Here is a 26,521-nt window from a genome sequence, read left to right on the forward strand (position 1 = left end):
ATTATATTATATCAAGGTATGAAAATAAAATTTGGATTACTCGTTTTAGCTTGGGTGGCTTGTCTGGCGCCTGCCGATGCGCAGCGTTCGCACAGGAAAAATGCACCTAAGGAGACTCTTGAAGCTAAGGATAATCGGCTGTTGAAAGACTATGCTGATTCTCTCTCAGTATATGGCAGTCGGCTGGATTCGGTCAGGTTGAAAGCCGATGACAGCCGTTTCGGCCTGCTCTTTACTCCGCTCACTTTCTATCATTCTCCTGCCAATCATCTGCTGCGCATCTCGCCAAAGGGTGAAGTGGGGGATTCGCTCGAGACGGAGCTGGATGCTGCCCTGATGGATATATATCTCAGACGTCCCGATCTGGTAAGGGCTACGGAATCCCGACTCAGAAAGGTGGGGGCACCGCTCGATGCGCCTTCCAAACCGAAGAAAAACCATCCTGACCTCGTTGAGCAGGTGGCTCCGAAGGCGATAGAGATAGAGTCGGCTCCGATGGATCTAGTCATCACCCGTCCTAACTTCTGGACCATCAACGGTGATTATTACCTCCAGTTCCTGCAGAATTATGTTTCGAGCAACTGGTACAAGGGTGGTGAGAGCAACTATTCGATGCTGGGACGCATCACCATGCAGGCTAATTACAACAACAAGCAGAAGGTGAAGTGGGACAACAAGCTGGAGTTGCGCTTGGGGTATCAGACGTCCAAGGGTGATTCCCTGCGTTCGCTCAAGACTTCCGACGACTTGATCCGATATACCAGCAAGTTGGGTCTTCAGGCTACCAAGCGATGGTATTATACCTTGCAGATGGTGGCGCAGACGCAGTTTGCCCATGGATTGAAGAGCAATGACAAGACGATTTATTCCGATTTCTTCTCGCCATTCAATCTGAACCTCTCTGTCGGTATGGATTATTCGGTCGATTGGTTCAAGCACAGGTTGAAGGGTAGTGCCCATCTGGCTCCGTTGGCGCTCAACTGGAAGTATGTGGGCCGTGAGGCGTTGGCTACAAGATATGGTCTGGACGAAGGCAAGCACAGTTTGGTGGACTACGGTTCGGAATGTACGTTTGACCTGTCCTGGCAGATAGCGCAGAACATCAAGTGGAAGACCCGATTGTGGGGATATACCACTTATAAGCGTGCGGAAATAGAGTGGGAGAATACGATTACCTTCCAGTTCAATCGTTACATCTCCACCAACATCTTCCTCTATCCGAGATTTGATGATGGTGCTAAGCGCAAGGACGATCAGAGCTACTGGCAGTTCAAGGAATTCATGTCTATTGGCTTCTCTTATTCGTTCTAGGCAATTTATAAGTGAAGAGTGAAGAATTCATGTGTATAGCTTGGAATAAATAGATATAATGAAGGCTCGTTTCCATGTAGAAGCGAGCCTTTATTGTATTTGGTTGTGTCTGTTTAGAATCTGAAGCAAACCTCGGCATCTGCCATGGAGTAATTATGCTTTGCGAGTGTCTTGTCGTTGATAAGCGCATACTCGGTAAGGATAGAGATTCGCTTGCCGATGTGGAAGTTTAAACCTGCCTCATACTGGGTCTTCTGCATGTTGCTCTTGCCGTTAGGCTGATACATGTCGTAACGTGCCTTCACGTCGATACGGCTGTTCTTTGGCAGCTGAGCCAATGGAGCGATAACCAATCCGTACACACCCTGTGCCTTGTCGCCGATTTTTGCATTCAGATTGCAATCCTTGGCGTTGGCATCGTTGAAGTTGGTGATGCTCTTGGCAAAAGCCTTGCCGGTAGAGTGGATGTACTCAGAACGTACGGTCCAGCCATCTTTCTTATATTCGAAAGAGAAGGCGTAACGGTTCTGGGCAAGCTTGCGAACCTCATTGGTGTGAGTAATCTCTTTTGTGGCATCTGGTCGGCTAGAGACCAAATCTGTAACTATTTCCGTCCAATTTCCCTTTCTTGCATAAGAACCGGTCCATCCGAAGGCACCGATGCGCATGCCGCTTACTGGCATTACCCATACACCACCAATCACATTCTTCTGATTATCAACGTCCTTGGTGTTGATCCCCTGTCCGTTGAATACGCCCACCTGATAATGCAGCAGGTTTCTGCCGTTGGCATTCTTGAGGAAATCACCCTGAAGCTGCAAACCGATGTCACGACCGTTGGATGCATGCTCTCCGGCACGGTCACTGAAACCTGCCAGCTTGCTCACGTTCTGGGAATATCCCATGAAGCCCTGGTCGATAGGGTGCATCGGATTCTCAAAGGTGAATGGGTTCTTGAACTGACCAATCTTCACCTTGAAATAGTCGTATTTCTGCCATTCAGCAAACAGATCCACCATTCTCGGGCTTGAACCCAGGTTGGAGGTGTTGCCGTTGAACTGAATCTGAGTCTTCCAGTAGAAGTCGCCAGCGATGCGACCTTCGAGAGCGATACGAGCCATACGGATGTTGAATGAGTTGGATTCAGCATCTTTCTGTCCGCTGTACTGATACTGGGTCATTCCATAACCCGACAATTTCACGTTGCTCAACCATGAAGGCAATTCGATGGTCTGCTTCTTTTGGGCGCTGGCAGAGACCGCAGTCAAAGCCATGAGCGCCAGGATGATACCTTTTTTCATCTTATTTCTATTTTGTTTTCTAGGTTTAATTCTTTGCAGCAAGTTCCTCTGCTGTGAGGTCTTCAGCCTTAGCCGCGAGCTCCTCTGCTGTCAAGTCTTCCGCTTTAGCAGCTTCCAATGCAAGCTTTTCAGCCTCCTTGGCAGCCTTGGCTTCTGCTATCGCCTTCTCACGCTCTTTGCGCTCCTTCTTCTTCTGCTTGATTTCAGCATCGCTGCGCTTCTCGAGCAATACAACGTTCTCTACGTGAGGAGTATGAGGGAACATGTCAACCGGCTGGACAGCAGCCACTTTGTAGTGGTCGTCCATCAGCTGCAGGTCGCGTGCCTGGGTAGCTGGATTGCAGCTTACGTATACGATGCGCTTTGGTGCGGCGTTCAGAATCACGTTTATTACGTCTGGGTGCATTCCGGCACGTGGTGGGTCGGTGATGATGACGTCCGGGCGACCGTGCTGGGCGATGAAAGCATTGGTCAGGATATCCTTCATATCGCCTGCATAGAAGAGGGTGTTTTCGATGTTGTTCACCTGGGAATTCACCTTGGCATCCTCGATAGCCTCTGGCACGTATTCGATACCGATGACCTTCTTTGCCTTGTGAGCCACGAAGTTGGCGATGGTTCCGGTGCCGGTATAAAGGTCGTAAACCAGCTCATCTCCGGTAAGGTTAGCAAACTCGCGTGCCACACAGTAGAGGTGGTAAGCCTGCTCGGTATTGGTCTGGTAGAAACTCTTTGGACCTACCTTGAACTTCAGGTCCTCCATCAGTTCGAAGATGTGATCGTTGCCCTTGAAGAGGCTGAGTTCCAGGTCGTTGATGGTATCGTTGCCCTTCTGGTTGTCCACGTACATGAGCGATGAAATCTGAGGGAACTTGTCAGCCACCTGCTGCATCAGCTCCAATGCCTTCTGCTCATCGCCCTCCTCATCGTAGTGGAACTGGAATACGAGCATCCACTCGCCGGTGTTCGAATTGCGGATCATCATGTTGCGGAGCAAACCGTGCTGCTCACGGAGATCGTAGAAGGTATAGTCGTGAGAATCAGCATATTCGAAGACGAAGTTGCGGATTTCGTTGCACAGGTCGTCCATCAGCCAGCACTTCCTGATAGGATAAATCTTGTCGAAGGCTCCGGTGATATGGAAACCGATGGCATTCTGGGCGTGGCGCTCCTTGAGTGATGATACGGTATCGTCCTCTTTCTGAGGGAGTTGTGAGAGTTCTTCGGCAGTGAACCAGCGCTTGTTGCTGCATCCGAACTCAATCTTGTTGCGATACTCCTGAGTCTTCACACTGCCCATGATAGGGCGGAACTCAGGGAGTTCAATCTTGCCGATGCGGGTAAGCTGGTCTTCCACCTGCTTCTGCTTCGCCTTGATCTGCTCCTCGTAAGGCAGGTTCTGCCATTTGCATCCGCCGCAGATGCCGAAGTGCTCGCACATAGGCTCCTGACGGATGTCGCTTTTTTTGATGAAGCCAACCACCTTCGCCTCGCAGTACTTATGTTTCTTTTTGACTACCTGCAAATCTACCACATCACCTGGCACACAGAACGGAACGAAGATGACCTGGTCGTCTACTCGTGTGATGCACTTACCCTCGGCTGCAACAGCCTCGATGGTGATGTTCTCCAAAAGAGGTAATGGTTTACGTTTTCTTGCCATAATTCTAATTTGTTTTTTTTATGGGTGCAAAGATACGGCAATTTTATGAGAAATGCAAGAGTTGTCCCGAATTATTTGCGTTTAAAAGTAAAAGGCGTTTAAAGGTAAAAAAGTAAAAAGGTAAAAAAGTAAAAAGATTGTGGGGCGGTAACAAAAGTAACAGGTAATATTTTGTGGTTGTAAAGGGGTGAAAATGTGAATGTGAATGTGAATTTGAAATGTAAGTGAAGAATATGAGTGGATAGTATATATTTATTATAATATATATATTTCTTTTATGTTCGCGCGTACCTTAATATATAAGGAATATCTTATTCTAATATATAAGGAATATCTTATTCTTATATCATTACATGATTCCCTTTTTTATTCGCTTACATTTCAAATTCACATTCACATTCACATTTTTATATCAGAAGTTACCTGTTACTTTTGTAACTTTTGTTATCGTCTCACAATTCTTTTACTTTTTCCTTTAAAACTGCGTCCCGACGTAGCGCCAACTGCGTGACGACGTAATCTCTTCTGCGTCCCGACGTAGCCATCCCTGCATCGCCACGCATTTTCATCCCCCTCGTCACGCTTTCTCATCCTCCTCGTATCGCTTTCTCATCCTCCTCGCATCACTTTTCCATCTTACATTTTTGTTACTTTTTCCGCTTCCTTGTAGTGGATTGTTAAAAATATCCCCATGTGTGCGACAACAGTTTAAAATGTAATCTCGGGATAGCAAAAAAGAGTATAAAAGTTTGGTGGTTTCAAAATAATGTCGTATATTTGCATCATCAACAAAGAATTGATAATAGCTAGAATAATATAATATTTTTGAACCTATAAAATATGAACGAAAAAAGAGTTTATACATTCGGTAATGGAAAGGCCGAAGGAAATGCGAAGATGCGTGAAGTGCTTGGCGGTAAGGGTGCTAACCTCGCTGAGATGAATCTTATTGGTGTACCTGTTCCTCCAGGTTTCACTATCACAACAGATACATGTAATGAATACTATGAGGTGGGTGAGGAAAAAATCAAGGAACTTCTTCAGGATGAAGTAATGGCTGCTGTGGCTCATACAGAGGCTTTGATGAACAGCAAGTTCGGTTCTGTTGAGAACCCTCTCCTCGTTTCCGTGCGTTCTGGTGCACGCGCTTCTATGCCAGGTATGATGGATACTATCCTCAACCTCGGTTTGAATGACGAAGTTGCTGAGGGATTGGTCAAGAAGACCGGTAATCCTCATTTCGTATACGATTCATATCGCCGTTTCGTACAGATGTACGGTGACGTCGTTATGGGATTGAAGCCTGTTAACAAGGAAGATATCGACCCATTCGAGGCTATCATCGAAAAGGTGAAGGAAGAGCAGGGCGTTACTCTTGACAAGGACCTCTCTGTAGAGTCGCTCAAGAAGCTCGTTGAACTCTTCAAGGCTGCTATCAAGGAGCAGACTGGTCAGGATTTCCCTACCAATCCTATCGATCAGCTTTGGGGCGCAATCTGCGCTGTGTTCCGTTCTTGGATGAACGAGCGCGCTATCCTCTACCGTAAGATGGAAGGTATTCCTGACGAGTGGGGTACTGCTGTTTCTGTCATGGCAATGGTATTCGGTAACATGGGCGAGACTTCTGCTACTGGTGTTTGCTTCTCTCGTGACGCAGGTAACGGTGAGAACCTCTTCAACGGTGAGTATCTCATCAATGCACAGGGTGAGGACGTTGTTGCTGGTATCCGTACTCCACAGCAGATTACAAAGATCGGTTCTCAGCGCTGGGCTGAGCGTGCTGGCATCTCTGAGGAGGAGCGCGTTGCTAAGTATCCTTCTATGGAAGAGGCTATGCCTGAGCTTTACAAGGAGCTCGACGCTCTCCAGGATAAGCTGGAGCACCACTATCACGATATGCAGGACATGGAGTTCACCGTACAGGAAGGTAAGCTCTGGTTCCTCCAGACACGTAACGGTAAGCGTACAGGTACCGCTATGGTGAAGATTGCCATGGACCTCCTCCACGAGGGTATGATCGACGAGAAGACTGCTATCCTCCGCTGTGAGCCACAGAAGCTCGATGAGCTTTTGCACCCGGTATTCGATAAGCTGGCGCTCTCTAGAGCTAAGGTCATCACTCAGGGTCTCCCTGCTTCTCCAGGTGCTGCCTGCGGTCAGATCGTATTCCACGCTGACGATGCTCAGGTGTGGCACGAGGATGGCAAGAAGGTCATCATGGTTCGTATCGAGACTTCTCCTGAAGACCTCGCTGGTATGTCGGCTGCTGAGGGTATCCTTACCGCTCGTGGTGGTATGACTTCTCACGCTGCCGTTGTGGCTCGTGGTATGGGTAAGTGCTGTGTATCAGGTGCTGGCTCTATCAACGTTGACTACAAGACTAAGACTGTTGAGATTGAGGGCGTAGTTTACAAGGAGGGTGATTACATCTCTCTGAACGGTACTACTGGTCAGGTTTACGCAGGACAGATTGAGACAAAGGCTGCAGAGCTTTCAGGCGACTTCAAGGAGCTGATGGATCTCTGCGACAAGTATACAAAGATGGAGATCCGTACCAATGCAGATACTCCACACGATGCTGAGGTAGCTCGTGCATTCGGTGCCAAGGGTATCGGTTTGACACGTACAGAGCACATGTTCTTCGATGATCAGAAGATCGTTGCTATGCGTGAGATGATTCTGGCTGACTCTGTTGAGGGACGCGAGAAGGCTCTTGCCAAGCTCCTCCCATATCAGAAGGCTGACTTCTACGGAATCTTGAAGGCTATGGATGGCTGCCACGTGAACATCCGCTTGCTCGACCCACCTCTCCACGAGTTCGTACCACACGATAAGGCTGGTCAGGAGACTATGGCTAAGGAAATGGGCGTAAGCGTAGAGGAAATCAAGAAGCGTGTGAACTCTCTGGCAGAGAACAACCCTATGCTCGGTCATCGTGGTTGCCGTCTCGGTATCACATTCCCAGAGATTACAGCTATGCAGACTCGCGCCATCCTCGGTGCAGCTTGCGAGTTGAAGAAGGAAGGTTTCAACCCATGCCCAGAAATCATGGTTCCGCTCATCGGTACAGTTCAGGAGCTCAAGCAGCAGAAGGCTATCATCCTCGCTACTTCTAAGGAGGTATTCGCTGAGTACGGCGTTGAGGTTGAGTTCGAGATTGGTACAATGATTGAGATTCCACGTGCTGCCCTTACAGCAGGTCAGATTGCAGAGGAGGCTCAGTACTTCTCATTCGGTACTAACGACTTGACACAGATGACCTTCGGTTACTCTCGTGACGACATCGCTTCCTTCCTCCCTGCATACATGGAGAAGAAGATCTTGAAGGTTGACCCATTCCAGGTTCTCGACCAGGAGGGTGTTGGTCAGCTCATCAAGATGGCAGTAGAGAATGGTCGTGCTACCCGTCCTAACCTCCGCACAGGTATCTGCGGTGAGCACGGTGGTGAGCCTTCATCAGTTAAGTTCTGCGCTAAGGTTGGCATGAATTATGCTTCATGCTCTCCATTCCGCGTGCCTATCGCACGTTTGGCTGCGGCGCAGGCTGCTGTAGAGGAGTAAATCTTTTCTGAAGAAGATAAGTACGATTAATAGATTAGATAATTTGGAGGGAAGTGTTTCAAGAGGAAGCACTTTCCTCCTTTTTCGTTTCTTTTAGGTTAAAAATCAGAAGAAAAGTATTAAATCATTTGCAGATTACATTTATTTTCCGTAATTTTGTCGGAAAATAGAGAAATATGACTGCAAGGGAAGATAGGGAAAAAGAAAAAACGAGCCGAGAGACTCTTGGTAAGTTCTTTTATGATTTAGCAAAGGCTAATTTCACAACCAATGTTGCAGGATGTATCTTGTCTATGGTTATGAAAGAAAAGTATGATGATGGGATGCTTTGGGGATTGCTTTCTTTTGGATTAGCTTCCACTGCTATTCTTGCATATGTGGGTTTTAGAATATTAAAAAAATAAGTGTTATGGAAGGATTAATTATGATTTATGCGACGATTACAGTCGTTGCTGGGGCTATGGCGCTTTGGCTTCATACAAAATGGGGTAAGAAATTCTTAGAGAATCTCTAAAAAAATATAAGCTTCAAAAATGAATACATTGGCTTTAACTTTCGCAATATGCTTAGTTCCGGCTACAGCATTTTTGATTTGGCTCTTTACCCCTTGGGGAAAGAAGTGGTCTAAGGAATTGTAGTGATGAAGAAGATAAAATATATATTATGCGCTTGCCTGATGATGGCAAGCCTGGGCATGGAAGCCAAGTCGATGAAGGACTTGCTGGTTTCGATGCCGGATTCGATGACGCCTGCTCTCAACAGCAACCTGCGACTGGAATTTGCAGAGCTGCAGGAGATGGGCGTGAAGGCAGAGGTGAAGAACCTGCTGGGGGAGGCGAGCGTGATGGATACGCTTGCCCAGGATTTCGTGCAGATACGTTTGAGCTCGGCTTCTACTCTTCAGATGAAGAAATTGCCGATGGAGCAGGGCGACTCTGTGCTCTGCGTTGTCAAGACCTTCGCCGGACCGGAGAAGGAGAGCGAACTGCATCTTTTCACCCAGGATTGGAAAGCCCTGGATGCAAGTCGTCTTTTCGATGGCAAGAGCATCAGGGAACTGGCTGGTAGTCTGGTTCAGAAACCGGATACGATGAGCGAATCACGCTTTGAGGAGTTGAAGGCGATGATTGAACCGAGAATGGTGAGCGCCTTGCTGCTGCAGCATGAAAATGCAGTGGTGGTCCGCCTTTCTTTACCCCTTCTCTCTACAGAAGACAAGAAACTCGTGAACGCAATTAAATTGCAAAGAAAATTTAATTGGAGCGGGAAATCTTTTAAGGAGAGTTAAAAATAGAAAGTTTTTCCATATCTTATACCAATTGTTGCAATAAAATTAGTAATTTTGCAACGTGTTTTTCATGGTATTAGATTATTAAGGTTAATAAAAGATTGGTTGTCGTGAGACAATCAATTTTTTTTGTGCCTATGGGAAAGGCTTTTTGCCCTTAAGGACCGCAAGGCTTTAGAAGATGAATAATCCGATGATGCCACAGATGAAAAGCAGCAATATCGGGTTGGTCTTCTTTACCTTTGTAAAGTAGAAAGCACCGATGAACAGCGCTACACTTACTCCGAAAGCAAATGGATTGTCGTGTGGTGAACCGAAATTCTCCTTGTTCATCAGCAGGACGGCTGCTGCAGCTATCAGACCGATGATGGCAGGACGAAGCCCCGCAAAGACATCCTTCACTATCTTGGAATCCTTATGGGTTATCAGATAGCGGCTGATGAGAATCATGATGATGAAGGGCAGCCACATAATGGAAAGCGAAGCCAGGACAGAACCCAACCAGGCTGCCCAGACCGGGTAACCATCGTGAAGACAGGCGGTATAACCCACGTAGGTGGCGCAGTTGATGCCGATAGGACCCGGAGTAGACTGGCTGATAGCCACAATATCCGTAAACTCAGCATTAGAGAGCCAGTGGTTCTTCACCACCGTCTCGTTGTGGATGAGCGAAAGCATCGCATATCCACCACCAAAATTAAATGTACCAATCTTGGTAAATATAAGAAATAATTTCAGAAACAACATAACTTTGAACTTTGAACTTTGAACTTTGAGCGTTGAACCTTGGAATGATGTCCCCTCTGAGCCTCCGTTGAATCCGATTCCATCGGATTCCCTCCCCAGAAAAGGATTCCCTCCCCAGAAAAGGATTCACTCCCCAGCCAGAACCCTTTTTACTTTTTTACCTTTCCATAAAGCCAGCCAAGCACGCCGGCAGCAATGATGATATAGATAGGCGAGATGCCGAAAACAGCAATCAGCGCACAGCAGACGAAGGGAATCCAGATGTTGTAGCGGTTGATGCTGGCAGTCTTAGCCATCTTGAAGCAGGGAGCTGCAATCAGCGCTACCACAGCCGGACGAGCACCCGCAAAGAACTTCGCCACCCAGTAATTGTCCTTGAACTGCTGGAAGAACATGGCGATGATGAGAATGGCGATGATGGAAGGAAGTGCGATGCCGATGGCACCCACGATGCCGCCCCATACACCCTTCAGCTTATAGCCGATATGACTCGCCATATCAATGGCAAAGATGCCTGGAGTAGCCTGAGCCACTACCATAATGTCCATGAATTCCTCCTTGTTCATCCACCGGTTCTTATCCACGAATTCTCTCTCCATGATAGGAATCATGGCGTAGCCTCCACCCAGCGTGAAGGCGCCAATCTTGTTACACGTAAGGAAAAACTTTAATAACATTTTCTATTGATTCTTTGTTTTTGGCTGCAAATTTACACATTATTTGTTAAATAAACTAGCTTTCCGGCGGATAATCTGCAAAAAATTACGCTCTTTTCGATAAAATATGTATCTTTGCACACTATAAACTGCAGAAAACAATTCCAAAAACGGTTGCATTCTGAGCAGTTCAAGTAGAATCTTAATACCAATAGAAATTAGAAAAAAGAATATGAATCTGAAAGTACGATTATCAATAATGAACTTCTTGGAGTTCGCTGTTTGGGGAGCCTATCTTACATCTATGGGCAACTATCTCGGAAAGGCCGGAATGGGTGCAGAAATCTCCTGGTTCTATACCATTCAGGGTATAGTCTCCATCTTCATGCCTACATTGATGGGTATTGTAGCGGATAAGTATATCCAGCCACAACGCCTTCTGGGATACTGTCATCTGCTGGCAGGTCTGTCGATGATAGGACTTTTCCTGATGGGACAGGCGAGTGCCACTCCTGATGAGGCGCTCTTCATGGCTGTCTATACCTTCAGCGTGGCGTTCTATATGCCTACGCTGGCGCTTTCCAATACCGCAGCTTTCACTATTCTGAAGAACCATGGACGGGATACCATCAAGGACTTCCCGCCTATCCGTGTTTTTGGAACCGTAGGTTTCATCGTCACCATGTGGATTGTCAACTGTGCCACCTGGGATAACGGAACCTTCCTGTTCCTCTTCTCAGAGAATGCCAACAAGTTCCAGTATACCCATCTCCAGTTCCTCGTATCGGGAATCCTGAGTATCGTACTCTTCCTCTACTGCTTCGGCTTGCCACAGTGCCAGCTGGTGAAGAAGCAGGCGCGCAGCTGGGTGGAGACATGGGGCTTCGATGCCTTCAAGCTCTTCAAGAGCCGTGAGATGGCGCTGTTCTTTATCTTCTCATGTCTGCTCGGTATGAGCCTGCAGGTGACCAACGGTTATGCTACACCGTTCATCACCAGCTTCAAGGGCGATCCTGCCATGCTGGATACCTTTGCTGCCAATAATGCTACGCTTCTGGTATCCATTTCTCAGATTGCTGAGGCGCTCTGCATCCTCCTGATTCCATACTTCCTCAAGCGTTATGGCATCAAGATCGTGATGCTCATCGCCATGTTTGCATGGGTGTTCCGTTTCGGCTTCTTCGGAATGGGCAATCCGGCGTTCCCTGGCGTTGTCCTCTTCATTCTCTCATGCCTCGTATACGGTGTGGCTTTCGATTTCTTCAATGTGTCGGGTGGTCTGTTCGTAGACCAGAAGTGCGAACCTAAGGTCAGAGCTTCGGCACAGGGATTGTTTATGCTGATGACAAACGGTTTGGGTGCCTCTATCGGTACCATTCTTGCCGGACAGGTAATCAATCATTACTGTCATTGGGAAAATGGGTATTTAATGGGCGATTGGCAGACCTGCTGGTTTATCTTCGCAGGTTATGCTCTTTTGGTCGGAGTTGCTTTCGCCATCTTGTTCAGACCTAAGAAGGAGACAAAATAAATGGTAAAGTTAGTATATAAAGGATCTTTTGCAATAGCTGAGTCGGTAGATGCCGGGGTCATTGCCCTCACCAATGAGGAAGAAACCCGCGTGCTTACCATTCTCACCATTCCGGAGGTGGCGATGAAAATCAAGGATTATGAGCAGCACAAGGATGAAGAGAGAATCGGTGCCGTTGATGTGCTGGCGAAGATTCTCAAGGAAGACGACGCTGCTCGTTATGAGATTGAGGTCTTGGGCATCAAGGGAGTGGGACTGAAGACGAAGCTGGTGAATGTTGACACCGACCAGTCTTACCTGCTCCAGATAGAAGATGCCATCCTGCTTTCCTTGATGAATGGGTATGAAATCCTGACATCTGAAGAGGTAATCAAGAACTTCTCTACTCCTTACGAGGGAGGAATGCAGCGTGTGGCTATTCCTATCCTTACCCTGCCAGACCGACTGCTGGAACTGGCTTTGCAGAGAGCTGTAGATGATGAGAAGTATGAAGATGCTTCTTATATCCGTGATGAAATCAAGCGCCGTGAGGAAAAGACGAAAAATGCGAACAAATAATGAAGGAAGTTAGATATTTCTATGTGCCGGATGCGGCTAATCAGGTGGAACTGCCTGCCGAGGAAGCTACCCATGCCCTGCGCGTTCTGCGACTGAAGGGTGGGGACGAGATATTCCTCATGGATGGAGAAGGCTCCTTTTTCCGTGCTGAGGTTACTGCTGCATCCAGCAAGCGATGTCTCTATGAAATCAAGGAAGAGATGCCGCAGCAGCGTGCCTGGAAGGGACATATCCATCTGGCGATTGCGCCAACCAAGATGATGGAGCGTATCGAATGGATGGCTGAGAAAGCCACGGAAATCGGTTTTGATGAACTTTCGTTCCTCAACTGCCAGTTTTCTGAGCGCAAGGTGGTGAAGACGCCAAGAATTGACAAGATTGTGATTTCTGCCGTCAAGCAGAGTCATAAGGCGTGGAAACCGGTGGTGAACGAGCTGGTCAGCTTCAAGGAGTTTATCCAGACCCCTCGTCCCGGCAGAAAGTTTATCTGTCATTGCTACGAAGAGGTAGAGAAGAAAGACTTCTTTACCGAGATTTCTGGTATTCTGAATGAAGCTCATGCTCCTGCTGCTACTGAATCTTCAAATGCAGATGTAGCCACTGCTGCTTCTGAATCTTCAACTGCAGATGCAGCTGATATCACGGTGCTGGTAGGTCCGGAGGGCGATTTCTCCATCGATGAGGTTCGCCTTGCCCTGGAGAACGGCTACGAGAGCGTATCCCTGGGCACCAGCCGCCTCCGTACCGAAACCGCCGGCCTTGTAGCGGTTCACATGGCGCATATCGTAAGGAGATTATAGCCAGTTTGATCCAATACGCCCTGAACCAACGGTCACCGGCCGAAGGGAAAGGTAAAGGGCAGAAGCTCCTAGCCCAGGGCAACGCCCTGGGTTTAATTAAGCAACAGCAATGCGCCCTGTAAGGGCAAAAGCTTTAAAATATTTATCTAAATGAGATGAAAAGATTGTATAAGAATTTGGTTATGATGTGCTTGGCATGCCTTGTCGGGATGCTCGCATCATGTTCTGGCAGCGACTATCTCAATGCCATTCCTAAGAAAAGTACTGCACTTATTTCGGTGGATATGCAGCAGATGGCTTCCGATATTCATGCGGAAGACAAGGCGGGCATGCTCAAATCACTCCTTCATGTAGAGGATGTAGACAAGTGCGGTATCGACATTACAGAAAAAATGTATCTCTTCGAGAGTGCTGACGGAAACCTCGGGCTCTGTGCCAAGGTCAGCAGCGAGAGTGATGTGGAAGACTGGCTCGCTTCGCTTGCCAAGCAGCATATCGCATCCGAAGTAAAGGAACGCAAGGGCTTCCATTTCGCCGTCTTGAAGGACTCATGGCTCGTGGGCTTTTCTGACCAGGCGCTCCTCGTCATGGGACCGGTAGTGGCTGATGCACAGGCTCAGCTCCAGCAGCAGATGGTAAGATATCTCAAGGCTGAAGAGGAGGAGGGCATCACCGTTTCTCCTTTGTTCGAGCGCTTGCAGACCATCACGTCTCCAATGGCGATGGTGGCTCAGGCTCAGGCTTTGCCGGAAAAGTTCATCGCTCCGTTCACCCTCGGTGCACCTAAGGATACCGACCCTTCCCAGGTGGTGATTGCTGCCGAGATGAACGTCAAGGACGGTATCTTGCAGATTCACGGAGAAACTTTCTCTTTCAATAAAACCATTGACGCTGCCTTGAAGAAGGCGGCTCAAACCTATCGTCCTATCAAGGGAGCCTACGTCAAGTCGATGCCGGGAGATGCTCTGGCTGGCATCTTCATGAACGTAAAGGGCGAGCAGTTCCTGCCTATGATGCAGAGTAACAGCAGTCTGCAGACCCTCCTCATGGGTATTAATCAGGCGGTGGATATGGACAATATCATCCGTAGTGTGGATGGAGATATGACCATCGTGATGCCAACCTTGGGAGATGCCGACCTCAAGATCATGATGGCGGCTAAACTGGCTCACAGCAAGTGGTTGGGCGATGTGGATTACTGGAAGAAATCATGTCCTCCGGGAGCAAAGATTGCCAACTGGGCTAAGAATGCTTATTTCTATACCGATGGAAAGATGTCTTTCTACTTCGGCGTAACCGATGACAAGCAGTTCTACAGCGGAAGCGATGAACTCACTGCCCAGTATGCCGTGAAGCCAAGCAATCATCCGATAGATGCCAAGATTCAGAAGCTCATCGTGGGGCAGAAGCTGGCGATGGTCATCAATCTCGCCAAGAGTTCCGATGGTAACGGTTCGGGTAAGGATGATGCCATCTCTACCGTAACCGGTCTGCTGTCTCCAGTATTCGGCAACCTTACTTCCGTGGTCTATACCTTGAAGTAAAAGGGCAAAAAGGGTTTAAATGTAAGGTTGTTCCTGCAATTAAACATTAATAATTATACATTAAATAATATAACGTGGAAAAGATTCAGCTTCATTCCGTTCTCCCACAGGTCTTCGCCCAGCGCAATGACCTGGATTCGGAGATATGGAAGCAGGATGTCACCTTCGAGAAAGGGCATCTTTATCTTATCGAGGCAGAGAGTGGCAGCGGAAAGAGTACTTTCTGCAGCTATGTGCTCGGCTATCGTCACGACTACAGCGGAAGCGTGATGTTCGACAAGGATGTTACCGCTAATTATAAGGTTAAGGATTGGGTGGAAATGAGAAAGCGTCATATCAGCCACCTCTTTCAGGAACTTCGTCTCTTCCCGGAGCTTACCGCTCTGGAGAATGTAGAAATCAAGAACAAGATTACCGGATTCAAGAGCCGTGAACAGATCTTGAAATGGTTTGATATGCTCGGTATCGCCGACAAGGTGGATGCAAAGATTGGAAGAATGTCGTTCGGACAGCAGCAGCGTGTGGCGATGATGCGAGCGCTCTGTCAGCCTTTCGACTTCATCCTTGCCGATGAACCTATCAGTCACCTCGACGACAACAACTCCCGTATCATGGCGGAAATCATGATGGCGGAAGCCAAGGAGCAGGGGGCTGGTGTCATCGTTACCAGTATAGGTAAGCACATGGACTTGCCTTACGAGCACACTTTTAAGTTGTAATTTATCATTCAACACTTAACATTCAACAATTCAAAAATGAATTTAGTTTGGAAATTACTTCGTCAGCATATCAGTATACCGCAGTTTGCAGGTTTCGCCTTTGCCAATCTCTTCGGTATGCTCATCGTCCTTTTCGGCTTCCAGTTTTATAAGGACGTGCTGCCTGTCTTCACACAGGAAGACAGTTTCATGAAAGCCGACTATCTCATCATGAGCAAGAAGATAGGTATGGGAAATACCATCAGCGGCCGCTCCAATACCTTCACGGGTGCTGAGATAGATGATGTCAGAGACCAGAAGTTCGTGAAGAAGGTGGGAAAGTTCACCTCTACGGAATATAAGGTAGATGCCCAGATGGGCGTCAACGGCGTGAATGTACTGAACAGCGAACTCTTCTTTGAGAGCGTGCCCGACGGCTTCGTCGATGTGCCGCTCAAGGACTGGAAGTATACGCCAGGAGCCAAGGAAGTGCCAATCATCCTCCCGCGTACCTATATTAATATGTATAACTTCGGATTCGCCCAGAGTCATTCGCTCCCGAAAATCAGCGATGGACTGATGGGAATGATCGATTTCAATATCCAGATTCAGGCAGCCGGCAAGAAGGAGCAGTTCAAGGGAAAGGTCATCGGATTCTCTTCCCGTCTCAACACCATCCTCGTGCCACAGGCATTTATGGACTGGAGTAACCAGGAGTTTGCTCCAAACCAGAAGAGCGATCCTAACCGCCTCATCGTAGAGGTAGGCAATCCGGGAGACGAGAACATCACCAAATACCTGGATGATAACGGATATGAGGTGGAAACCGACAAGCTTGATGCCGAAAAGACCACCTATTTCCTTCGCATGATGGTATCCATGGTAATGATTATCGGACTGGTCATCTCCATCCTGAGTTTCTACATTCTGATGCTCAGCATCTATCTGCTGGTACAGAAGAACTCATCCAAGTTGGAGAACCTGCTGTTGATTGGCTATAGTCCTGCCAATGTGGCGAAACCATATCAGGTGCTCACCATGTCGCTCAACCTGGTGGTGCTCATCATCGCCTGGGTCATCCTCTTCTTCGTCCGTGGCTACTACATGGAGTTTATCGAGGCAATCTTCCCTGACATCGAAGAAGGTACCATGCTCCCAGCCGTCTGCTTAGGCATGCTTTTGTTCCTGATAGTCTCTATCCTGAACATCCTCGCCATCCGTCGCAAGGTAATGAGCATCTGGCAGAGAAAGGAGTAGGGGCAGCCCGCCCCTCCTCAGGTCCTCTTCAGGTCCCTCCTCAGGTCCTCTTCAGGTTCCTCCTCAGGTCCTCCTCAAGTCCTCCTCAGGTCCTCTTCAGGTCCCTCCTCAGGTCCTCTTCAGGCCCTCTTCAGGTCCTCTTCAGGTCCTCTTCAGGTCCTCTTCAGGTCCTCTTCAGGTCCTCTTCAGGCCCTCTTCAGGCCCTCTTCAGGCCCTCTTCAGGTCCTCTCCAGGCCCTCCTCAGGTCCTCTTCAGGTCCTCTTCTGGTCCGTTTCAGGTCCCCCCCCCTCAGGTAGCCTAGCCCCCGTTCCAGGCGATTCCATCGCCTGGTATAGAAGGTCAGTCCCCCGAGGCAGCCCTCGCCTCGAGCCCCTCGAAAAATTATAACCAAACCCCCGTTATAAATAATAATTTAAAGAAAATCTGCGTTATTTCCTTAACGCAGATTTTTTTTATGTTATAAAACACAATTTTTCATGCAGTTGTAACACTTATATCGAATTTTTTGTTTAATTTTGCACCCGTAATAGATATTTGGGGGCTATTTCCCCGTATTATTAATTAATTTTATAAAAAAAGGTATGCAGAAAAGATTGCATTTATTAGTGGCTTTGCTGGCCTTTATGGTTTCAACCGCTATGGCGCAGATTACTACATCTGGCATTAGTGGTAAAGTGACTGCCAATGGTGAGGACATCATTGGTGCAACTATCAAGGCTGTTCACCAACCTTCTGGTACAGTCTATCGCGCAGTGACCAACATTGATGGTCGTTATTCTATTCAGGGTATGCGCCCAGGTGGTCCTTATGTCTTGGAAGTTTCTTATGTAGGTTACAAGACTAAGGAAGTTAAGAATTTTAATCTCTCTCTCGGTCAGAACACCATTCTGAACGAAAGTCTCTCTGAAAACGCAGAGATGTTGCAGGATGTTGTTGTTACTGCAGATCGCAACAACAACATGCGTACTGACCGCGCTGGTGCTACAACAAGTATCAACGCTGATCAGATTGAGGCGGTTCCTACCGTATCACGTAGCATGAACGACCTCTTGAAGTTGACTCCTCAGGGTGCTAATGTAGGTAGCGGATTTTCTGTTGGTGGTGGTAACTACCGTCAGTCTTACGTTACTGTCGATGGTGCTGCGTTCAACAACGCCTTCGGTATTGGTGGTAACCTCCCTGGCAACGGATCTCCAATCTCTCTCGATGCTTTGGATCAGATTTCTGTATCTTCTTCTCCTTACGATGTTCGTTTGAGCGGATTTACAGGTGGTGCTATCAGCGCCGTAACCAAGAGTGGTACCAATGATTTCAAGGGTACAGCTTATATGTACACTACCAACTCTCACTTGCGTGGTAACAAGGTAAGCGATTATGAGTTGAACCGCCTCCAGTCTCATGCTACTACATGGGGTGCCAGCTTCGGTGGTCCTATCATCAAGGATAAGTTGTTCTTCTTCGCCAACGGTGAGTATCAGAGCAACATCTCTGCTGGTCCTTCTGGTACAGCTCGTCTCAGCGAAAGCGATAAGTGGTCTCCAGCATCTGGTACCGTTCACCGCCCATTGCAGAGCGATATGGACAATATGCTCAGCTTCCTCAGCAAGAACTATGGTTACAACCCAGGTCGCTATCAGGGATACTCTCTCGATACTCCATCATACAAGTTCCTGGCTCGTATCGACTGGAACATCAACGAGAACAACAAGTTGAATATCCGTTTCTCTAAGAGCCATGATAAGGATTCTTCAAATCCATCTAGCTCAACCACTCCATTCAAGGATTCTGTCATCTATCCTGGTGGTGAGGATGCTACTGGTGGTAAGTCTCTGTCTGGTCGTACAGCTAACGCTGGTCTCTACTTCGAGAGTGCACGCTATTATCAGGAGAAGAACTTTACCTCTTTCGCTGCTGAGTGGAACTCTAAGTGGGGTGGTGTAAACAATGTTCTCCGTGCTACTTACTCTTATCAGGATGAGCCACGTACTTATGTGGGCGGTATGTTCCCAACAGTAGATATTCTGAAGAATGGTTCTTACTATATGGGATTCGGTCCTGATCCATTTACTGAGGGTAACCTCCGTCAGGTGAAGACTTTCGTTGCTACTGATGAGGCTACATGGTCTATGGGTATCCAGAACTTCACCGCTGGTCTCCAGTTTGAGACCAACAAGGCTACCAACGGCTTCGGTGCAGCTTCTGCCGGTTACTATGTATTCGAGTCTATGGACGACTTCATGAACGGCAAGGCTCCTAGAAGCTATGGCGTTACCTTCCCAATGGACGGTTCTGGTCAGTTCAAGGCTACCATGAAGTACAACCAGTTCTCTGCTTACGTTCAGGATCAGGTTAACTTCTCTGACCGTTTCCGCCTGACAGCTGGTTTGCGTTTCGAGTTGCCTATCTACCCAGAGTTGGAGAACAACTATAACAAGGCTTTCGCTGCCATGAAGTGGAAGAACGATGCTGGCGTTGAGTCTCAGTATTCTACCGATCAGCTCCCTGATGCTCCATTGACAGTTTCTCCTCGTGTAGGTTTCAACTGGGATATCCTCGGCAACCACAAGTTGGTTCTCCGTGGTGGTACAGGTTACTTCATCGGCCGTCTGCCATTCGTATGGCTCGTATCTGCAGTAGGTAACGCTGGTTGTGGTCAGTACACCTATTATTATAATACTCCATCCGACAAGGGTGCTAAGTATTTGATGGATAAGTTCTATGCTAGCCGTGATGAGCAGGTAAATGTATTGAAGCAGCAGGGCTTGGCTGTGAACCGTGAGGATGCAGCTGCGCCTTCTACTCCTACCATTATCGATAAGGACTTGAAGATGAACGCTACATGGAAGACTTCTTTGGCTTTGGATGCCAAGTTGCCATACGATATCGACTTCTCTTTGGAGGGTATCTATAGCCGTGAGTTCAATCCTGCTACTGTTATCAACCTCGACCGCTACTGGGATGGTAAGTCATACACAGAGCTGGCTCCTGGTGACAAGCGTAAGTGGTATTCACGCAACTCATACAGCAACCCTTACATGATCACAAATGCTGGTCATAAGGCATACTACTACTCAATCACTGCATCTTTGGCTAAGAAGTTTGCATTCGGTTTGAACCTCTCTGCTTCTTACACCTACTCTAAGGCTAAGTCTTACGGTGATGGTGTGGGCGACCAGGTTTCTTCTGCATACTACAACAACCGTTACTCTGTAAACGGTAACAACGATATGGAGTTGGGTTATGGTACATACGTAGCTCCTAACCGCTTGCTCATCTCTGCTTCTTACAAGAAGGACTACGGCAAGAACTTCGGTTCTGAGGTTGGTTTGATTTACGAGGGTATGAACATGGGTTATGCTGATGGTTACAGCTGCACACGTTACACTTACCAGTTGACTGGCAATGTAGTTAACGACTACGGTTCTAACGGTTTGGTTTACATCCCAGCTTCTCGCGAGGCTTTGGATAAGTGGAACTTCAAGGACAATGGTAAATATACTGCTGAGCAGCAGAAGGATGACTTCTGGGCTTACATCAACCAGGATGATTATCTGAAGAATCACAAGGGTGAGTATGCTGAGCGTGGTGGTGCTGTAATGCCTTGGCATCATCAGTTGGACTTCAAGTTCAACCAGAACTTCTACCTCAACGTAGCTGGTCAGAAGAACACTCTCCAGTTTGGTGTTGACATCAAGAACCTCGCTAACCTGTTGAACAACAGCTGGGGTCTCTACAAGACAGTTAACAACACCAAGTTGTTGAAGTATACAGCTGGCAAGAATGGTGCTGCTGGTTCATTCCAGTTCCAGAAGAACGGTAAGGATGTATTGTCAAAGACATACACCAACTACACAAGCTTCAATTCTACCTATTCTATCCAGTTCTCTATCCGTTACATCTTCAACTAATAGAGATTTAGAATACGAATCATCAATAAGCGCCCTGAAAGGGAAAGCATTGTATATAGAATGCTTTTGCTTTCAGGGCGCTTTCTTTTTGTCCCTTTTCTCCATACTTACTGATGTTTTTTATTTGTAACACGTTTTTCTCACGCTAATTTCTTGTTATTTCAAATATTTTAGCTATATTTGCACCATATTGTATAAAATGGGTGAAAAACTTGCCTATTGGCGGGGTGAAACCTAAATTATTAACGAAATAATCTAAAGAAATATGCTGAAAAGATTGCATTTACTTCTGGCTTTGTTCATCCTGACGGTGAACGCTGCCATGGCACAGATTACTACCTCTGGAATCAGCGGTAAGATTACTTCTGATGGCGAAAATGTCATCGGAGCTACTGTTACTGCTACTCACCAACCTTCCGGTACCGTATATCGTGCCGTTACTAATATCGATGGACGATATACCATCCAGGGTATGCGACCAGGCGGTCCTTACAAGGTAGACATCTCCTATATCGGCTACAAGGACAAGGTAATCAAAAACCTCAACCTGAGCCTTGGTGAAACAGAGAATATCTCATGCTCGCTCCAGGAGGATGCCCACCAGCTTCAGGAAGTGGTGGTTTCCGGCAAGGCGGGTCTTGCTGCTTCCCGCACAGGTGCTGCTACCAGTATGACGGCAGAGCAGATTAACAACATGCCTAGCATTACTCACGGTATCGCTGACGTGGCTCGATTGAACCCGCAGCTCACCGTTACCAATTCCGGAAACATGTCGTTCGCCGGTGTCAACAACCGATACAACAACTTCATGATTGACGGTGCGGCAAACAATGACGTCTTCGGTTTGGCATCCAGCGGTAACAACGGCGGTCAGGCAGGTGCTCAGCCGGTATCTATGGAGACTATTGAGCAGATTCAGGTTTCCGTGGCTCCTTTCGATGTGCGCCAGAGCGGATTCACCGGAGGTGCCATCAACGCCATCACCAAGAGCGGTACCAACCAGTTCCATGGTTCGGCTTACTACTATGGCTACAACCAGGACCTCATCGGTACCAAGTATCCTTACCTCGATGGCACGGGTTATGCGCCAAAGTATCAGAAGCAGACTCAGTATAACATGGGTGTCACCCTCGGAGGACCAATCATCAAGAATAAGCTCTTCTTCTTCGCTAACTATGAGCGCACCAACAAGGAATATCCTAATCTCTATGGTGTAGACTCCGGCAATTCCAAGGTGAATACCGAGCAGGCAAAGGATATTCTGACCATGCTCCAGAATATAGCTGAGAAGCAGGGAGTCAACTTCAATGATTACTACAGTAACCAGGATATCTACACCAAGAGCGATAAGGCTGGACTGAAACTCGACTGGAACATCAACGAGTTCAATAAGTTTGCCATCCGCTGGAGTCTCGTCAAGGCTGAACAGTTGAGTGGTGGCGGCAGTGCCAGCAGCTTGAACTCCTACGGCTACAGCTATCCGTTCAAGAGCAATACCAACTCCTTCATCGCTGAGCTTCAGAGCCGATTCTCTCCAAGTGTGAGCAATGAGGCACGTGTCAGCTTCGTAAGAGTGCGCGATAGCCGTGACATCAAGGCTCATCTCCCGATGATTTCCATCACGGGCGTTGGTAGCGGTACTGTCAACATCGGTACTGAGCGAAACTCCCAGGCTAACTACCTGAACCAGGACATCTGGACCATTGAGGACAACCTGACATGGCTCCGTGGCAACCATACCTTCATCTTCGGTACCCACAACGAGTTCTACCATTTCAAGAATATGTTCATCTCGGATAAGTTTGGTTCCTATACCTTCAAGGGATTTGATAACTTCAAGGCTTATTACGATGACTATATGGCAGATAAACTGGATCCTAACAAGGCTTACATGAACCAGTACCGTTATGGTCAGGCTAACACTGATGTTACCGGCGACCCTAACTGGGCTTCAGAGTTCTCATCTGGTCAGTTCGGTTTCTATGCACAGGATAAGTGGAATGCAAGCAACAACTTCACCCTGACCTACGGTCTGCGTCTGGACATTCCTGTATTCTTTGATACTCCAGTGGAGAATCCGGAGTTCAACGCCTTGTCAGAGAAGATGGGGTGGGGATTGAAGACCAATGATAAGCTCAGCTTCTCGCCAATGCTCTCGCCTCGTGTAGGTTTCCGCTGGAACATCAACAACGACCGCAAGTATATCCTCCGTGGTGGAGCGGGTGTCTTTACCGGTAGAATCCCATTCGTTTGGGTAAGCAACAACTACTCGGGTACAGGTCTGCAGCTCTCTTCTTACGATAGCAACAACTCTACCGTCAAGGGATTGGAGCTGATCCTCGATCCTAACAAGCAGAATGCCAATGCCGACAAGATGAAGGCAAGTGCCGGCAACCAGGATGTGGCTGTATGCGACAAGAACTTCAAGTTCGCTCAGAACCTCCGTCTCAACCTCGGTTTCGACTTCGAGGCTTTGGGTATCGACTGGACTGCTGAGGCTATCTACTCCAAGACTTTGAACGATATCCTCTATAAGAATCTCGCTCAGGAGCAGAGTGGTCAGACCTTCTCCCAGAAGTACGGATATGAGTGGGACAACCGTCCGCTCTATCAGAGTGTGGTAAAGGGTACTCCTATCGCAGGTGTCTATGCCCTCGGAAATACATCCAAGGGTTATACCGTAAACCTCTCGCTCAAGGCTGAGAAGCATTTCAACTTCGGTCTCGACTTGATGGCAAGCTATACCTGGACCCGTTCACGCAGTGCTGCCAACGGTGGTTCTTCTGTAGCAAAGAGTAACTGGACCTATCAATATACTCATCGTGACTGCAACGATTTGGAGGTGGGCAACTCTGCCTACAATGTGCCTCATCGCATCCAGGCTTCTGCTTACTACCACATCAAGTACGGTCATCAGAAGCAGTGGCAGACTACTCTCGGTGTCATCTACCAGGGTAAGAGCGGTTCTCCTTATACCTATTATTATTATGGAGACGTAAACGAAGACGGATCTAAGGGTAATGACCTGTTCTACATCCCAACCGATGCACAGATTGACAAGATGCGTTTCGAGGAGACCAAGTACAACAAGAATACCTTCACCAACCGTATGTTTGGCGACAATCATGGCGACAAGCTTACCGAGGAGATGCAGCGCGAGATGCTGAAGAAGTGGATTGCAGAGGATTCTTACCTCAGCAAGCATCGTGGAGAATACTACGAGCGTTATGCTGACAATCTGGCTTTCGAGCATCACTTCGATGTTCACTTCGGTCAGAAGTTCAGCTTCAAGGTGGCTGGTCAGATCAATTCCATCGAGCTGACCTTCGATATCCTCAATGTGGGCAACCTCCTGAACAAGGACTGGGGTCATACCTACGGTGACGGTTTCGGTACCTATTATTCACCAGTCAACTATCAGGGTGGTGGTGTTTACCAGTTCACCGGTGCTTATGCCTACAAGAGCTATAGCGATTACTACAGCCGTTGGCGTGGTCAGGTAGGTTTGAAGTACACCTTCTAATCTCTGCCATTTTATTCAAATTCTATAGAGTCCCTAGTGTCGCCAAATGCGATACTAGGGCTTTTCGTTAATATAAGTTGCTTTACGCCCTAAAAGAACAATAAATATTAAAATTATCGCCTTCTAAGGGTACAAAATGTTGCCAAATTGTGGATTTTTTAGTATAAAATGTTGTTGTTCACACATTTTAACCAAATTATCCCCCCCCAGCCCGTCCGAGAACGGCCGTTTTGGGGTGTGTCACATAGGGTAGAACCGCTATCACGACTCCACCTAAGCCCCTCTAAGGGCATATATTTTTTCATCTTAAAATTTTGTTTTATGTTTAATAATTCGTCATAAGGGCTTAAAAAGGCCGATATGAACACTAATAGAGCGTGTTTTTGATGGTATATGATTCCCTACAGGTCATTATCTAAGAGAAGCAATCAAAGCAGGTACACCTTTGAGAGATATGGCACGACGAAGGTTATAAGATAGGCAAAAGAGGCCCATCTCAGCAGTTACTTTCAGTTTGCCTTTCAGTAAAAAGTAGTATTGCCCAAGTGCTCGCTTCATGGTTCCGAAAGGATGCTCGGAGAGGCATTTGCGATTGTCCATCTTGTTCTGGTCTAGATGCAAAACGTAACGGACAACCTTCTTCACAACCTTCATTCTTGGAGGTTTTGGCTTGTCTTTATTCTCTTCTTTGAGTTGCTTGCGTTTTGCTTCAGTTGCCTTTATCAAGGTGTCTTTGTTGAAGTCTGCCTCCTTAAATTTCTGGATGGTACACTTGCACTTGCATTTTTTACATGCAAGCTTGTTGCAGTAGCGGATCATACCGTTTCTTTTGATAGACTTTTGCCTCAGGATTTCTCCTTGCGGACAATAGACAAGATTGCGTTCGGCATCCCTCACGAAGTATCCTTCAAGAGCCTTGGCACGCATCTGCTCGGGAGTCATCTTCAGTACAGCAGACTCTACTACATCAGAAGTGTACTCCTTGACCTCTACAATCTGTGCATCGGTTAAAAAATCCTTGTAGGCTTCCGGTATGACTGCAGCTTCAAGACATGCCTTCAAATCTTCTGGATTAGTACTTGACTTTTGTTCGTCAGTTATGGTAGCTTCGTTATAGTCAAACTGAATCTGCTCTGTGCAGCAGCCATCACGTTGGATGACATTTGGTACGATACCATTAGCCAATGCATCTGCATGATCCTCTGGACACTCGTACCCCTTGTCTGCAGTAGATTCTAGAACGTCAACACCATAATCGGCTTTCACCTCAGATGCTACGCTTGTAAGCTGACCATGGTCTGTTGGACTGTTGCTTACCTGGAAGCCTGCTATCAGATGGCTCTCCGCATCAACAGCTGTTTGCACATTATAACCGACACAAAAGCCTTCGTTGGCTTTCATTAGTCGGGAATCAGGATCGGTTAAGGAAATCTGGCTTTCACCGCTTTTCTCAAGTGTATCACGGTATCCTTCATAACGTTCCTTGCGCTCCTTGCAAATATCAAGCTTACGTTGCAATTCATCTTTGGAGAGCCTGCGTCCTTCCTCATGATCGTATGCATCAAGTTCTTCCATATAGATTGAAATATGTTCATCAAGACGCTTGATTCGGTCATCGAGTTTGCTTAGAGTAAGGTTGTTGTCCTTAGCATTTACAGCCTTAAACTTGCTTCCATCAATAGAGATGTACGACTTGGAAAAGAGCTTCAGTCCCATGCAAAACTTGTTGAACTCTTTAAAAACTTTAGTAATAGCCTTCTTGTTGTCCTTGCGGAAATCGGAGATTGTACGAAAGTCTGGAGTCAGCTTGTTGAGCAGCCACATTACCTCTACGTTACACTTGCACTCACGAGCAAGTTTACGAGAGGAACGTACCTGATAGAAGTAACCATAAATATAGAGTTTGAGGAGATCGCGAGGATCATATCCAGGAGTACCTGTCTCTGCAGGAGTACTGCGGACGAATCCCAGTTCATCCATTTTGAGATTATCGACAAAAGCATCGAACAAGCGAACAGGGGCGTCAGCCTCTACATACTCGTCAATGCAATCAGGGAAAAGAACCCTCTGTCGTCTATCTTGACCTTTTTTATATGCCATATCTTTCTTGTTTATTACTACAAATTTATATAAAATTTTCGAATTATAAGCAAGTAATATAAAAAACTTGAATGA

At 47.2% G+C, this 26,521-nt stretch carries 16 protein-coding genes and 1 pseudogene; 12 read left to right on the forward strand and 5 right to left on the reverse strand.

Going from position 1 to position 26,521, the window contains the following annotated elements:
- The first annotated feature begins 18 nt into the window (after nucleotides 1–18).
- Nucleotides 19–1,311 carry a DUF3078 domain-containing protein gene (locus F7D73_RS06755; protein ID WP_153123304.1) on the forward strand — a complete coding sequence of 431 codons (1,293 nt, stop codon included), beginning with the start codon at nucleotides 19–21 and terminating at the stop codon, nucleotides 1,309–1,311.
- 113 nt (nucleotides 1,312–1,424) lie between these two features.
- Here F7D73_RS06755 and F7D73_RS06760 read toward each other — a convergent pair whose 3' ends face one another.
- Together F7D73_RS06760 and rlmD are read right to left on the reverse strand one after the other, a co-directional pair.
- A complete protein-coding gene (locus tag F7D73_RS06760) occupies nucleotides 1,425–2,612 on the reverse strand; it encodes a porin (protein WP_153123306.1) in 1,188 nt (395 codons plus the stop codon).
- 214 nt (nucleotides 2,613–2,826) lie between these two features.
- Nucleotides 2,827–4,275, reverse strand: a pseudogene (rlmD, locus tag F7D73_RS06765) (23S rRNA (uracil(1939)-C(5))-methyltransferase RlmD); the annotation flags it as partial.
- Nucleotides 4,276–5,115: 840 nt separating this feature from the next.
- Here rlmD and ppdK point away from each other — a divergent pair.
- The 3 genes from ppdK to F7D73_RS06780 all read left to right on the forward strand — a co-directional run bounded on the left by ppdK (nucleotide 5,116) and on the right by F7D73_RS06780 (nucleotide 9,124).
- A complete protein-coding gene (gene ppdK / locus F7D73_RS06770) occupies nucleotides 5,116–7,836 on the forward strand; it encodes a pyruvate, phosphate dikinase (RefSeq protein WP_153123307.1) in 2,721 nt (906 codons plus the stop codon).
- Nucleotides 7,837–8,012: 176 nt separating this feature from the next.
- Nucleotides 8,013–8,240, forward strand: coding sequence for a hypothetical protein (locus F7D73_RS06775; protein WP_153123309.1), 228 nt, complete (start codon nucleotides 8,013–8,015; stop codon nucleotides 8,238–8,240).
- A gap of 236 nt (nucleotides 8,241–8,476) precedes the next feature.
- Nucleotides 8,477–9,124 carry a DUF3256 family protein gene (locus F7D73_RS06780; protein WP_228117655.1) on the forward strand — a complete coding sequence of 216 codons (648 nt, stop codon included), beginning with the start codon at nucleotides 8,477–8,479 and terminating at the stop codon, nucleotides 9,122–9,124.
- A 174-nt stretch (nucleotides 9,125–9,298) separates the two neighbouring features.
- Here the strand turns inward: F7D73_RS06780 and F7D73_RS06785 are convergent, their stop codons facing one another.
- Both F7D73_RS06785 and F7D73_RS06790 read right to left on the reverse strand, forming a co-directional pair.
- Nucleotides 9,299–9,871, reverse strand: a complete 573-nt coding sequence (locus F7D73_RS06785; protein ID WP_153123311.1) for a chromate transporter — start codon at nucleotides 9,869–9,871, stop codon at nucleotides 9,299–9,301.
- 149 nt (nucleotides 9,872–10,020) lie between these two features.
- Entirely contained in the window at nucleotides 10,021–10,548 is a 528-nt protein-coding gene (locus tag F7D73_RS06790; protein ID WP_153123313.1) for a chromate transporter, read from the reverse strand.
- 211 nt (nucleotides 10,549–10,759) lie between these two features.
- Between F7D73_RS06790 and F7D73_RS06795 the strand changes: the two genes are divergently transcribed.
- From F7D73_RS06795 to F7D73_RS06830, 8 genes are all read left to right on the forward strand, one after another.
- Complete coding sequence (locus tag F7D73_RS06795) at nucleotides 10,760–12,058, forward strand: MFS transporter (protein ID WP_153123314.1); 1,299 nt, start codon at nucleotides 10,760–10,762, stop codon at nucleotides 12,056–12,058.
- Nucleotides 12,059–12,616 (forward strand): UvrB/UvrC motif-containing protein, encoded by a 558-nt coding sequence (locus F7D73_RS06800; RefSeq protein WP_153123316.1) that lies wholly within the window; start codon nucleotides 12,059–12,061, stop codon nucleotides 12,614–12,616. It begins immediately after the preceding gene.
- Nucleotides 12,616–13,416 (forward strand): 16S rRNA (uracil(1498)-N(3))-methyltransferase, encoded by an 801-nt coding sequence (locus F7D73_RS06805; protein ID WP_153123318.1) that lies wholly within the window; start codon nucleotides 12,616–12,618, stop codon nucleotides 13,414–13,416. The genes F7D73_RS06800 and F7D73_RS06805 overlap by 1 nt, the downstream gene beginning before the upstream one ends.
- Before the next feature lie 155 nt (nucleotides 13,417–13,571).
- Nucleotides 13,572–14,960, forward strand: a complete 1,389-nt coding sequence (locus tag F7D73_RS06810) for a DUF4836 family protein (protein WP_153123320.1) — start codon at nucleotides 13,572–13,574, stop codon at nucleotides 14,958–14,960.
- A 74-nt stretch (nucleotides 14,961–15,034) separates the two neighbouring features.
- On the forward strand, nucleotides 15,035–15,679 hold the full coding sequence (locus tag F7D73_RS06815) for an ATP-binding cassette domain-containing protein (RefSeq protein ID WP_217761184.1): 645 nt from the start codon (nucleotides 15,035–15,037) through the stop codon (nucleotides 15,677–15,679).
- Between the two features lie 36 nt (nucleotides 15,680–15,715).
- A complete protein-coding gene (locus F7D73_RS06820; protein ID WP_153123322.1) occupies nucleotides 15,716–16,915 on the forward strand; it encodes an ABC transporter permease in 1,200 nt (399 codons plus the stop codon).
- 581 nt (nucleotides 16,916–17,496) lie between these two features.
- Complete coding sequence (locus F7D73_RS06825) at nucleotides 17,497–20,823, forward strand: TonB-dependent receptor (RefSeq protein WP_153123324.1); 3,327 nt, start codon at nucleotides 17,497–17,499, stop codon at nucleotides 20,821–20,823.
- Between the two features lie 265 nt (nucleotides 20,824–21,088).
- Nucleotides 21,089–24,346 (forward strand): TonB-dependent receptor, encoded by a 3,258-nt coding sequence (locus F7D73_RS06830; protein ID WP_153123326.1) that lies wholly within the window; start codon nucleotides 21,089–21,091, stop codon nucleotides 24,344–24,346.
- A gap of 411 nt (nucleotides 24,347–24,757) precedes the next feature.
- Here F7D73_RS06830 and F7D73_RS06835 read toward each other — a convergent pair whose 3' ends face one another.
- Complete coding sequence (locus F7D73_RS06835) at nucleotides 24,758–26,446, reverse strand: transposase (protein WP_153123328.1); 1,689 nt, start codon at nucleotides 26,444–26,446, stop codon at nucleotides 24,758–24,760.
- Nucleotides 26,447–26,521: the final 75 nt, after the last annotated feature.

Origin of the sequence: Segatella copri (genome assembly GCF_009494395.1) — a bacterium.
Classification (GTDB): Bacteria; Bacteroidota; Bacteroidia; order Bacteroidales; family Bacteroidaceae; genus Prevotella.